Here is a 12,250-nt window from a genome sequence, read left to right as displayed (position 1 = left end):
GTGAGCGCACCCCATAGCCTCCGCTCACGGGGACGACTCGGAACCAGGAGGACTACTCGCGTCGGACGGCCCGGCTACCCTCGTGACATGACCTCCGACTGGACCGGATCCGCCATCGCCCTGCTCGAGGCGGACGGGAACCGCAGCGCCGACACCCACCTGCACGTGTTCCCGCTGCCGGCCGAGTGGGGCATCGACCTCTACCTCAAGGACGAATCGGTGCACCCGACCGGATCCCTCAAGCACCGGCTCGCCCGGTCGCTGATCCTGTACGGGCTGGTCAACGGGCGCATCCACGAGGGCACGACGCTGGTCGAGGCGTCGAGCGGATCCACGGCCGTGTCCGAGGCGTACTTCGCGCGGATGCTGGGCCTGCCGTTCGTGACGGTCGTGCCGCGCTCGACCAGCCAGGAGAAGATCGACCTCATCGAGTTCTACGGCGGGCGCTGTCACTTCGTCGACTCCGGAGCGGCCATGTACGCCGAGGCCGAGCGGCTCGCCTCCGAGTGCGGCGGGCACTACCTCGACCAGTTCACCTACGCCGAGCGCGCGACCGACTGGCGTGGCAACAACAACATCGCCGAGAGCGTCTTCAGCCAGCTGCGCCGCGAGCGGCATCCGATCCCGAGCTGGATCGTCGTCGGCGCGGGCACCGGCGGCACGAGCGCCACCTTCGGCCGCTACGTGCGCTACCGCTGTCACGACACCCGCATCGCGGTGGTGGATCCAGAGGGCTCGGCCTTCTACGGCGGCTGGCGCAACGGGGATCCGTCGTTCACGACCGGCACCCCGAGCCGGATCGAGGGCATCGGGCGGCCTCGCGTCGAGCCTTCATTCGTGCCGGGCGTCATCGACGAGATGATCCCCGTCCCCGACGCCGCCTCGGTCGCCGCGATCCGGCTGCTGAAGCAGCGCACGCTGCACTGGGCCGGTGGATCCACCGGGACGAACCTCGTCGGCGCCTTCCAGCTCATCGCCCGGATGCTCCGGGCCGGCGAGCGCGGCAGCGTGGTCACCCTCATCTGCGACGGCGGCGCCCGCTACCTCGACACCTACTACTCCGACGATTGGGTCACCGCCCAGAAGTGGGACCTTGCCCCGCATCGCGCGCGCATGGAGCACTTCCTCGCGACCGGGGAGTGGATCGAGGACTGAGGGCGCCGCCCGGACCGCCGGACCGCCCGTGCGACGTTCCGGGCCGACCGGATCGGCGCGCGACCGCGATCCAGCGTGACCGCGATCCGGGCGTGACCGCGCCGACCCCGGTCGCTACGCTGGCGGCATGACCACGCTCATCCTCACCGTCGTCGGATCCGACCGTCCCGGCCTCGTCGCGACCGTCGCGCACATCGTCGACGAGCACGGCGGCAACTGGGAGAACAGTCGGCTCGCGGAGCTCGCCGGCACATTCGCCGGCGTGATCCAGGTGTCGGTGCCCGTCGAGCGGGTCGAGGAACTGCGCGCGTCGTTGCACGGACTCGACGGACTGCTCACGGTCGCGGTGCACCCCGGATCCGGGGCGGCGGATGCGACGGAGGCCGCGCAGGAGGTGTCGATCCAGGTGCTCGGCAACGATCGGCCCGGCATCGTGCGCGAGATCTCCGGCGTGCTCAACGCGCACGCCCTGAGCATCGAGAGCATGACCACCGAGACGCGCGACGCGGCGATGGCGGGCGGACGCCTGTTCGAGGCATCGGTCGTCGCACGCGTGCCCGCGGATGCGGATCCGGAGGCCCTGCGCGCGGCTCTCGAGCAAATCGCTCACGACCTGCAGGTCGACATCACGGTCGCCTGACCCGCCCTACACAAAACCGCGAGACTCCACCTGGGCGACGAGACTGCAGCTCAGGCGTGCAGTCTCGTCGCGGAGATGGAGTCTCGCGGTCAGGAGGGCCCAGTTCAGACCAGGCCCGGGTTCAGACCAGGCCCAGTTCAGACCAGGCGCTGCTTCGGCGAGACCTCGTAGGTGTCCTGGGGGTCGTCGTTCACGACGCCGGCCAGAGCCGCGTCGATCGCGGACAGCGTGTCGGCGTCGAGCACCACGCCGGACGCCTTGACCGTGTCGGCCAGCTGCTCCGGGCGGGACGCGCCGACGAGGGCGGCCGCCACGTTCTTGTTCTGCAGCACCCACGCGATCGCGAGCTGCGGCATCGTCAGACCCGCATCCGCCGCGATGGGCTTCAGCCGCTGCACGGCGGTGAGGATGTCGTCCTGCAGAAGCCGCTGGATGAAGTGCGCGCCGGAGTGCGGATCCGTCGCGCGAGAGCCCTCCGGCACCGGCTGGCCGGGCAGGTACTTGCCGCTCAGCACACCCTGCGCCATCGGCGACCAGACGATCTGCGAGATCCCCAGCTCCTCCGACGCCGGCACGACCTTGCCCTCGATCACGCGGTGCAGCATCGAGTACTGCGGCTGGTTCGAGATGAGCTGCACACCCAGCTGCTTCGCCAGGGCGTGGCCCTCGCGGAGCTGCTCGGCGGTCCACTCGGAGACGCCGATGTAGAGCGCCTTGCCCTGTCGGACGACGTCGGCGAACGCCTGGAACGTCTCCTCGAGCGGAGTCTCGTGGTCGAAGCGGTGCGCCTGGTACAGGTCGACGTAGTCGGTGCCGAGGCGCTTCAGGGATCCGTTGATCGACTCGAGGATGTGCTTGCGGCTGAGGCCGGTGTCGTTCGGTCCCTTGGGGCCGGTCGGGAAGTAGACCTTGGTGAAGATCTCGAGGCTCTCGCGGCGCTGACCCTCGAGGGCCTTGCCGAGCACGACCTCCGCGGCCGTGTTCGCGTAGGTGTCGGCCGTGTCGAACGTCGTGATGCCGGCGTCGAGAGCGGCGTGCACCGTCTTGACCGCGGCGGCGTCCTCGACCTGCGAGGCGTGCGTGACCCAGTTGCCGTACGTGATCTCGGAGACCTTCAGACCGCTGTTGCCCAGGTATCGGTAGTTGACCATGGATCCAGCGTAGGTGCGCCGGACGACGTCGGGATCCGGATCCGTCATCCGGACACAGACGTTCCCGTCGCATCTCCTGCCGCTTTCCGGCGGATATTCCGGCAGCTTTCGCGACGGGAGCGGTTGGGGCGGCAGCCGGAACCGGGGCCACGGCGAGGGCGGCAGCCGGAACCGGGGCCACGGCGAGGGCGGCAGCCGGGGCCTGCGCCACGGCCGGAAGCCGGAGCCAGCGCCACGGCCGGGGCGGGGACCGTCACTCCGCCATCTGCTTGCGCAGCCAGTACTCGGTCTGCGCGACGTGCCCGGCCGCAGCCGCCGACGCCGCGGCCGGGTCGCGCGCGACCAGACCTCGGGCGATCGCGCGGTGACCGGCGTCGGAGAGGACCTTGAGCTGCGCGGCGTCGGCGTCGTCGAAGATCCGATACTGCCGGGTGCGCGAGCGCAGGACCTCGAGGAGGCTCGTGAGGGCGGCGTTGCCGGCGAGCTCCGCGATGCGCATGTGGAACTCATGATCCAGCCGGGATTCCTCGTCGTGATCGGGGCTGTCGGCGATCCGCTCGACGAGCTCGGCCAGCTCCGCGAGCATGTCGTCATCGGCGCGCGCCGCCGCGATCGACGCCGCGTGCGCCTCCAGCGGACGGCGGATCTCGACGAGTTCGAGGATCGCGTCCAGCGGCAGCACGTCGACCGTCAGGGAGAGACCGCGGATGAGGTCGGCGGGCCGCAGCGTGCTCACGTAACTGCCCGATCCGTGCCGGGTCTCCAGCACGCCGAGGGCGGCGAGCATCCGGATCGCCTCGCGGACCGAGCCGCGGGACACTCCGAGCTGTTCGCACAGCTCGCCCTCGCTGGGCAGCTTGTCGCCGGGGCGGAGCTCCCCGTCTGCGACGAGCGCACGCAACCCGTGCAGCGCGGTCTCGAGTGCGCTCATGGTTTCCCTCCCTGGGCGAGTCCTCTCACGAGTGTGGAGCACCGCCGGGTTTGAGAATAGTCGTCGGACGACTTTGGGCCCAAAGTCGTCATTCGCTGGCCCAGACGGTGCTTCTGTGCCAAAGTTGTGCGACAAGTTGAATTGTTCCCCTCTAAGCCCTCAAGGATGAGACCCCCATGGACGACCCCCGCACGGCCGCCCGCATCGCCCCGGTGCCGCTCCTCTCGTACGACAGGGCCCGTGACGCCTGGCCGCTCGATCCCCGGATCGTGCACCTGAATCACGGATCCTTCGGCGCCGTCCCGAGCGAGGTCGTCGCCCTGCAGGACGCGTTGCGCCGAGAGGCCGACCTCAGCCCGGTCGGCTGGTTCCCCCGGATCGCGGAAAAGGTCGAGGCGGCCCGCGCCGAAGTCGCGCCGTTCGTGGGAGCCGACGCCGCCGACACCGCCTTCGTGCCGAACGCCTCCGCCGCGGCCACGGTCGTCTACAACGCCCTGCAGTTGGATCACGACGACGAGATCCTCGTCACGGACCACGGCTACGGAGCCGTGACCATGGGCGCGGCCCGGCTCGCCCGCCGCTTCGGCGCTCGTCTGCGCACGGTCGCCCTCGGCCTGCTGGACGACGCCGACACCGTCGTCGCCCGGTTCGCCGAAGAGCTCGGCCCGCGCACGAGGCTCATCGTCCTCGACCAGATCACGTCCTCCACGGGTCGGCGCTTCCCCACCGCCGAGATCACCGCGCTCGCACACGAGCACGGCGTGCGCGTGCTCGTGGACGGCGCCCACGCCCCCGGTCTGATCCGGGACGCCGCGGTCGCAGGGGGCGGGGACTGGTGGTTCGGCAACATGCACAAGTGGCCGTGCGCCCCCCGCGGATCCGCCCTGCTCGTGACGCAGGCGCCCGACCGCGACGAACTCTGGCCGCTCATCGACTCCTGGGCCGCGACGGAGGCATACCCCGCGCGCTTCGACACGCAGGGCACGATCGACGCCACGACCTACCTCGCCACCCCCGCCGCGATCGCGTTCATCGAGCGCGAGCACGGCTGGGACCGCACGCGCGACACGGTCGCCGAGATCGCGGACGCCGGCGCCAGGATCATCGCGGAGGCCTTCGAGCGCGCCGCCGACGAGCCGGCGCTCGTCGACCTGCCCATGCCGGTCCCCTCCATGCGCCTGATCCGGCTGCCGCTCGGCATCGGCCGCACCCGCGAGGAGGCCGACGACCTGCGCATGCGCCTGTTCGACGAGGTCGGCGTGGAGACCGCCTTCACGAGCTTCGCCGGCGCCGGCTACTTCCGCCTCTCGGCGCACCTGTACAACGAGGCCGCCGACTTCGAGGCGTTCGCCGAGCGCTGCGTGCCGCGGATCCTCGAACTCGCCGGGCGCTGACGCGCACCTCCCCCACCTGCACCATCCCTGCAACACCCAATGAAAGGAAGCCCCATGGTGAAGCGCACCCGACTCGCCTCGATCGCCGGGGTCGGCATCGTCGCCGTCCTCGCACTCAGCGCCTGTTCCGGCGGAGCATCGAGCGGAAGCGGATCCGCCGACGGCAAGGTCACCCTCCAGATGGTGGAGAGCCTGACGAACCCGGACCGCACCAAGCTCATCCGCGGCCTGCTCGACGACTTCCAGAAGGCCAACCCGAACATCACCGTCAAGCTGGTCTCGCCGCCCACCGAGCAGGCCGACACCACGATCCAGCAGATGCTGCAGTCCGGCAAGGGCATCGACGTGCTGGAGACCCGCGACATCACGGTCGGCCCGTTCGCGAACAACCACTGGCTGTACGACATGACCGCGGATCTGAAGAGCTGGGACGGCTGGAGCGCGCTCACCGACAACGCCAAGAAGGCCGGCGTCTCCGACGGCAAGACCTGGTTCGTCCCCTACGGCTTCTACGGCCTCTCGCTCTTCTACCGCACGGATCTCGTGAAGTCCGCGGGCTTCGACGGGCCACCCAAGTCCTGGAAGGACCTGCTCGACCAGGCGTCGAAGATCCAGGATCCGGAGAAGAACCAGTACGGCTACGCGTTCCGCGGGGGCAAGAACGCCAACTCGAACGTCGTCGCCGCGATCGAGGCGTACACGATCGACGACCTCGACACCTCGAACGCGTTCCTGCTCAAGGACGGCAAGACGATCTTCTCCTCGCCCGACGCGCAGAAGGGCGTCGACGACTACTTCGCGCTGTTCAAGAAGGCCTCCCCGCCGTCGGCCGTCTCCTGGGGCTACCCGGAGATGGTGGCGGGCTTCACGAACGGCACCACGGCCTTCCTGCTGCAGGACCCGGAGGTCATCGCGACCGTCTCCGCGTCCAGCCTGAAGCAGGACCAGTGGAACACCGCGCCGCTGCTCACCGGCCCGAGCGGCAAGGCCGCGCAGCCCCTCGCCGTCGCCGGCTGGGGCGTCGCGCAGTCGAGCGCCCACAAGGACGCGGCGGTCAAGCTGGTCGAGTACCTGTCCTCGGCGAAGCCCGCGACCACGTTCGCGCAGAAGAACAGCCTGGTGCCGATCATCGCGGCCGCGGCCAAGGACCCGTTCTACTCGACCGGGCCCTGGACGAGCTACGTCACCATGACCGAGCACCCCGACACCTACGTCAACGTGCAGCAGCCCCGAGGCGTCGCATGGTGGACCGAGTGGATCCAGAAGTCCGACCAGGACGTGCAGAGCGTGCTGCTCGGCAACATGACCACCAAGGAACTGCTCACCTCGTGGGACCAGTACTGGACTGACAAGTACAAGAAGGGCTGATGTCGTGACCTCGACCTCCGCCACCGAGCGCCCGGCCGGTTCTTCCGGCCGGGCCGCTCGGCCCGCGCGGCCACAGCCCGCCCCCACGGGCGCAGGGCGCCGCCGCACCACGTTCCGCGCGCGGCACGCGCTCACGATCCTCGCCTTCCTCGCGCCCGCGATCGTGTTCGTGTGCTGGTTCACGTACCTGCCGATGCTCCAGGGCGCGCGCATGGCGTTCCTGGACTACAACCTCTGGGATCTCACCTCGACACCGTTCGTCGGCTTCGACAACTTCGTCAAGGTCCTCTCCGACCCAGTCTTCCCGACCGTCGCGGGCAACACCGTGCTGTGGGTGATCGGATCCCTGGTCCCGCAATTCGTGATCGGCTTCCTCATCGCCCTCGCCCTGCGCCAGCGATTCCGCTTCCGCGGCGTCTACCAGGCGCTCGTGTTCTTCCCCTGGGCCGTGTCCGGATTCCTCATCGGGATGCTGTTCCGCTGGATGTTCAACGCCGAGTTCGGCGTGATCAACGACCTGCTCATGAAGGCGCATCTGATCTCGGCGCCGCTGCCGTGGCTCGCGGATCCGAAGCTCGCGATGTTCGCGGTGATCGTCGCGAACATCTGGTACGGCGTGACGTTCTTCGCGATCATGATCCTCGCCGCCCTGCAGTCCGTGCCGGAGGAAGTCCTGGAGGCGGCGAGCCTGGACGGTGCAGGCAAGGCGCGCCAGCTCTTCTCGATCGTGATCCCGTACATCTCCACGACCCTGTTCCTCACCGTGCTGCTGCGCGTGATCTGGATCTTCAACTTCCCCGACATCATCTGGGCGATGACGGGCGGAGGTCCGGCGAACCGGACGCACATCATCACGACCTGGATGATCAACTTCACGCAGCAGGGCAACTACGGCACGGCGAGCGCGATCGGCCTCATCGTCGTCGCGGTGCTGTTCGTGTTCTGCGCGTTCTACCTCTTCGCAATGCGGAAGGCCAGCCGATGAGCGCCACCATGACCCTCACGACCGGACGCGCGGGCTCCTCGCGCCCGGCGCGCTCCTCCCGCTCCCGGGTCACCGTGGGCGGCGTCATCAAGGTGGTCGGGCTCGCGCTCTGGCTGCTGATCACGCTCTTCCCGCTGTACTGGATCGTGCTGACGTCGTTCAAGTCGCCGCAGACCGTGAACCGCTTCCCGATCGAGTACTGGCCCTCAGAACCCTCGGTGCAGAACTACGCCAAGCTGTTCTCGGACTCGAACTTCGGGGTCTTCCTGGCGAACTCGGCGGTGGTCGCCCTCATCGCGGGCGCGACGTCGACGCTCATCGCGCTGCTCAGCTCCTACGTGATCTCGCGGTTCGAGTTCCGCGGCAAGGGCGCGGTGCTCATCGCGTTCCTGCTGACCCAGATGATCCCCGCGTTCATCGCGCTCGGCCCGCTCTACACGATGATGACCGATCTGGGCCTGGTGGACAGCAAGCCCGGCCTGATCCTCGTCTACGTCGCCGTGTGCATCCCGTTCTCGACGGTGATGCTGCGCGGGTTCTTCGAGAACGTGCCCGATGCGCTCGAAGAGTCGGCGATGATCGACGGCTGCTCCCGGCTCGGCGCGCTGTTCCGGATCCTGGTGCCGGTGATGACCCCCGGGATCATCGCCGCGTTCATCTTCAACTTCGTGAACTGCTGGAACGAGCTGTTCCTGTCGGTCGTGCTCATGCAGTCCGAGGAGAACCGCACGATCCCCGCCGCGCTGAACAGCTTCATCTCCACGTTCAACGTGGACTGGGGCTCGATGTCGGCCGCCGCGGTGCTCACGATCCTGCCGACCATGGTGCTCTTCGCCGTGGCCAGCCGCTGGATCGTGGCCGGCCTCACGGCGGGATCCGTCAAGGAGTAGGCCGGCTCGACCCGCCGCGATCCCGGTTCTGGTTTCCCGGTTCCGGATTCCCGGTTCCGGTTTCCCGGTTCCGGTCGCGATTCTCGTCGGATCCAGGTGTTCACGTCGCGATTTCTGCCGCTCAAGCGCCGTCAGAACGACAGATTCTGCGACGGGAACGAGGTCGACAGACGTCTGCGCGCCATCCGTCGGGAGGAATGACGGATGGCGCGCGGGACAGGCGTCAGACGCGGGCGGCGTCGGGCACGGCGGGCGGCGCCGGCTGCGGGGCGGGCGCCACCGGGTGCGCCGAGGACGGAGCCGGGTGCGCCGAGGACGGAGCCGGGTGCCCGGAGGCGGGAGCCGGGTGCGCGGAGGCGGGAGCCGGGTGCGCGGATCCGACACCGGGGTGCGCGGGCACCGGCCACGAGGGCGCACCGGACGGCGCGGGCGGGGCCGGAGCGGTGTGCGCCGGCGGGGCGGGGGCGACCGGAGCGGTCTCGGCCGTGACCGCCGGCAGCGCGGCCGTCGGCGCGGCCTCGGCCGTGACCACGGGGAGGGCGGTCGTAGGCGCGGTCGCGGGATCCGGCGTGCTCACCGGAACGGGGGCCGTCGCCGACGCGGGAGCCGGATCCGACGCCGCGGCGGCCGTCTCAGCCTCGTGCGCGTCGGCGAAGGCGCGGTGCTTCGCCTCTTCGGCGATGATCGCGGCGCGGTCGCGGTAGCCCTTCGACGTGACGCGGTCGAGCTCGACCTGCTTCGCGATCGCCTCGGCCTTCTCGTAGAGCGAGGGCTCTCCCCAGCTGGTCAGCACCTTCACGATGACCGGCAGCAGCTCGATCATGAAGAACAGCGCGGCGATCAGCCAGTGCGCGAAGCCCAGCACGGGCTCCTTCGCGGAGAGGCGGTCGAGCGCCGAGATCTGGCTGAGCAGGCCCACCGCACCCGCGTTCGTGCCCGCCACGGACGCGGCCCGCGCGTTGTACGCGTCGAGCGCGGTCTTGTACGCCTGCTCGGCGGTGGGAATCTGGTCCTTCGCCTGCTGACGGTTCTGCGCCTCGGTGGCCGAGGTCGCCGTCTTCGACGAGCTGTCCGCGGACTCGAGGTCGGTGTTGGCCTGGCGCAGCTGCGCGGCGAGCGCGTCGTAGGTCTGCTGCGCCTGGTCGAGCTGCGACTTCGCCGCGGTCGAACTCGCGCCGTCCCCCTGCACGCCGGTGCAGCCCGGCACCGTGCCGGCGCCCTGCCCGGTGAGCTCGCACTGGTACAGCGCACGGGCCTGGTCGATGACCTTCTGCTGATCCGTCATCTGACCGGTGATCTTGGTGACCGTGTCCTGCGCCGCCTTCTGCGAGGCGGAGTCGCTGGACGTGCCCTTCACGATGCCGGTCGAGGCCTGGTTCTGCAGGTCGGCGAGGCGGGCGGAGGCCGCGTCGAGCGCCTTCTTCTCCGGGCCGCTGGTCACGGCCTTCTGGTCGGACTGCGCCTGCACCAGGTTGGTCGCGGTCACCTCACGGGCGATGTCGTTGTGGAACGCCTGCAGCACGATCGGCTCGGCCACGACGAACCCGATGATCGCGGCCATCAGCACACGCGGGACCGCGAGACCCAGCAGACGCCAGATGTTGCGGGTCGAGCGCATCGTCGAGGTGAGGAAGCGGTCGAGGTTGAAGATCAGCAGCGCCCAGACGATCGCGAGCGGCACGGCCAGCCAGACCAGCACCTGCACGCCCGTGGTGAGGGCGAACAGCATCGAGAGCGCGGACACCAGCGCGGTGCCCGCCAGCACGAAGAACATCTGCACGAAGCGCGGCTGCTCGGTGGGGACGCGGTCGAGGATCGTGCCGTCGGCGCCGCCGAGGATCGCCAGCCGGCGCCAGAACCAGCCCTGCGGGCGGGGCTCGCGCGGGGTCTTCGGCTGTCTCGGGGGCCTGGGCTGTTTCGGGGGCCGGGCGGCGGCCGGTGCGGGTGCGGCGACGACTGGAGCGGGCTCGACGATGGCTGTGGGCTCCGGGGCCTGCGGCGCGGCGGGCTCATCGGCCGCGGCGAGAAGGTCCTCGATGCGAGGCTCGGGCTCGGGTTCTGGCATTTGCTCCGGCTCCGGTGCGGGCGCCGGCACGGGCGGGCGCGGCGGGGCGACCGGCTCGATCGGAGCGGTCTCGGCGGCGGGATCGGATCCGGTCGGCGTGTAGTCGCGCACGAAGATGAACGGATCCTCGGCGGTCGGGTCGGCGGGGTTCGCGGGGTCGGGCTGTCCATCGACGTCGAAGGCGATCCGGCCCTGGGAATCCATGCGGCCAGGGCGGTGGGCGGAATAGGACATCCCTCAACCGTACGAAAACCCGCCTGTAAGAGCGGTGGGCGAACCCTGGGCGCAGGCCGGGCGGATCCGAGGTACCGGCTATGGACCCCCCACCTTCGCGTCGTCCCCGTCAGCGGACGCTAGGGGGTCCGCTGACGGGGACGACTCGGAGATGGAGGGGGTCGAAGGCGGAGGAAGTGGGTTCCGCGGGGGGGTCAGACGGAGGCGTGAGGCAGCATCCGATCGACCGCGCTCTCGTATCCGAGGAGCGCGACCTCGACCGGGAAATGCCCGGCGGCGGAAAGCATGCCGAGCCCGTGCACGAGCCCCCAGAAGCCCACGGCGTCCGTGGCGCGGTCCAGCCCTGCGGCGAGCGCGGCCTCCCCCAGCGCCTCCTCAAGACCGGCGATGAGCGGCGCCATCGTCGCCGTGGGCGATCCCGGCACGCACACGGTCGGATCGTAGATCGCCTCGAAGGCGTTCGGGTGCTCGACCGCGAAGCGGATGTAGGCGCCGCCGCCGTTCCGCAGCGCCGCTCTCGGGTCGGGGCTCGCGGCGATCGCTGCCCGCACATGCGCGAGCAGATCCGCCATGCTGCGCTCGGCGATCGCCTTGATCAGGCCGTTCCGGTCGGCGAAGTGGTGATACGGCGCGTTGTGGCTCACGTTCGCGGCGCGCGCGACCTCGCGCAGGCTGATCTCCTTCGCGGGCTTCTCCGCGAGCAGCTGCATCGCCGCGTCCTCGAGCGCATGCGCGAGATCGCCGTGGTGATACCCGGAACGTGAACTTGACACGAGCAACATCCTCTCCTATCTTGACAGTGTCCACCTAGTTGACAGTGTCCAGATTGGAGATCGCATGTCCGCCGCCCTCGTCATCGACGGCCACCCCGACGCCCGTTCCCTCACCGCCGCGCTCGCCCGGCGATACGCCGAGGCGCACGGAGATGCGCGCGTGCTCGCTCTGCGCGATCTCGCTTTCGACCCGATCCTGCGCTACGGCTACCGCGAGCGCATGACGCTCGAACCCGACCTCGTCGAGGCGCGGGAGGCCCTGCACGCCGCCCAGACGGTCGTCGTCGCGACGCCGCTGTGGTGGGGATCCGTTCCCGCGCTGCTCAAGGGCTTCTTCGACAGGAGCCTGCTGCCCCAGCAGGAGTACCGGTACCGCCCCTCCGGACTCCCCGAGGGGCTGCTGACCGCGCCGCACGGCCGGCTGCTGCTGCTTGCGGACACCCCCTGGTATTTCCGCCCTCTCACCGGCCTGCCGGGACAGACGCACGTCGTGCGCGCGACCATGCGGTTCTGCGGAATCAGGGACGTGCGGACCACGCGGATGCTCGGTGTGAAGGATGCCTCTCCGGCGCGCATCGAGGCGTGGTTCGATCGCGCCGCGCGGCTCGGTGCGGCGGACGGCGCCCGCGACGCGAAGACCGCGCCCCCGGCACAGGCCTCCCCC

The 12,250-nt window shown here is 69.9% G+C and carries 11 protein-coding genes; 7 read left to right on the top strand and 4 right to left on the bottom strand.

Annotation, left to right across the window (positions count from 1 at the left end):
• The first annotated feature begins 87 nt into the window (after positions 1-87).
• Entirely contained in the window at positions 88-1,155 is a 1,068-nt protein-coding gene (locus tag CQ044_RS16785; protein ID WP_105689524.1) for a PLP-dependent cysteine synthase family protein, read from the top strand.
• A gap of 127 nt (positions 1,156-1,282) precedes the next feature.
• Entirely contained in the window at positions 1,283-1,795 is a 513-nt protein-coding gene (locus CQ044_RS16780; protein ID WP_105689523.1) for a glycine cleavage system protein R, read from the top strand.
• A gap of 137 nt (positions 1,796-1,932) precedes the next feature.
• On the opposite strand, the gene CQ044_RS16775 is transcribed toward CQ044_RS16780, so the two are convergent.
• Together CQ044_RS16775 and CQ044_RS16770 are read right to left on the bottom strand one after the other, a co-directional pair.
• Entirely contained in the window at positions 1,933-2,946 is a 1,014-nt protein-coding gene (locus CQ044_RS16775) for an aldo/keto reductase family protein (RefSeq protein ID WP_045270181.1), read from the bottom strand.
• Between the two features lie 253 nt (positions 2,947-3,199).
• Positions 3,200-3,877: a FadR/GntR family transcriptional regulator gene (locus tag CQ044_RS16770; RefSeq protein ID WP_045270176.1), complete on the bottom strand. Its 678-nt coding sequence runs from the start codon at positions 3,875-3,877 to the stop codon at positions 3,200-3,202.
• Positions 3,878-4,053: 176 nt separating this feature from the next.
• On the opposite strand from CQ044_RS16770, the gene CQ044_RS16765 reads away from it, so the two are divergent.
• The 4 genes from CQ044_RS16765 to CQ044_RS16750 are packed head-to-tail and all read left to right on the top strand — an operon-like array spanning position 4,054 to position 8,514.
• Positions 4,054-5,271, top strand: coding sequence for an aminotransferase class V-fold PLP-dependent enzyme (locus CQ044_RS16765; RefSeq protein ID WP_105689522.1), 1,218 nt, complete (start codon positions 4,054-4,056; stop codon positions 5,269-5,271).
• Positions 5,272-5,325: 54 nt separating this feature from the next.
• Positions 5,326-6,639, top strand: a complete 1,314-nt coding sequence (locus CQ044_RS16760; protein ID WP_181158357.1) for a sugar ABC transporter substrate-binding protein — start codon at positions 5,326-5,328, stop codon at positions 6,637-6,639.
• 4 nt (positions 6,640-6,643) lie between these two features.
• Positions 6,644-7,624 carry a carbohydrate ABC transporter permease gene (locus CQ044_RS16755; RefSeq protein WP_105689521.1) on the top strand — a complete coding sequence of 327 codons (981 nt, stop codon included), beginning with the start codon at positions 6,644-6,646 and terminating at the stop codon, positions 7,622-7,624.
• Complete coding sequence (locus CQ044_RS16750) at positions 7,621-8,514, top strand: carbohydrate ABC transporter permease (protein WP_258133354.1); 894 nt, start codon at positions 7,621-7,623, stop codon at positions 8,512-8,514. Before CQ044_RS16755 ends, CQ044_RS16750 begins: the two co-directional genes overlap by 4 nt.
• Positions 8,515-8,737: 223 nt before the next feature.
• On the opposite strand, the gene CQ044_RS16745 is transcribed toward CQ044_RS16750, so the two are convergent.
• Positions 8,738-10,813, bottom strand: a complete 2,076-nt coding sequence (locus CQ044_RS16745) for a DUF4407 domain-containing protein (RefSeq protein ID WP_219844991.1) — start codon at positions 10,811-10,813, stop codon at positions 8,738-8,740.
• A 194-nt stretch (positions 10,814-11,007) separates the two neighbouring features.
• Entirely contained in the window at positions 11,008-11,586 is a 579-nt protein-coding gene (locus tag CQ044_RS16740) for a TetR/AcrR family transcriptional regulator (protein ID WP_105689564.1), read from the bottom strand.
• A gap of 64 nt (positions 11,587-11,650) precedes the next feature.
• Here CQ044_RS16740 and CQ044_RS16735 point away from each other — a divergent pair.
• The coding region (locus tag CQ044_RS16735; protein WP_105689563.1) for an NAD(P)H-dependent oxidoreductase at positions 11,651-12,250 on the top strand (600 nt) is incomplete at its 3' end.

The sequence above is a fragment of the Microbacterium sp. MYb64 genome, assembly GCF_002979495.1.
GTDB lineage: Bacteria > Actinomycetota > Actinomycetes > Actinomycetales > Microbacteriaceae > Microbacterium > Microbacterium azadirachtae_A.
The sequence above is the reverse complement of the archived record's forward strand: the minus strand, read 5'-3'. Positions and strand labels throughout refer to the sequence as shown.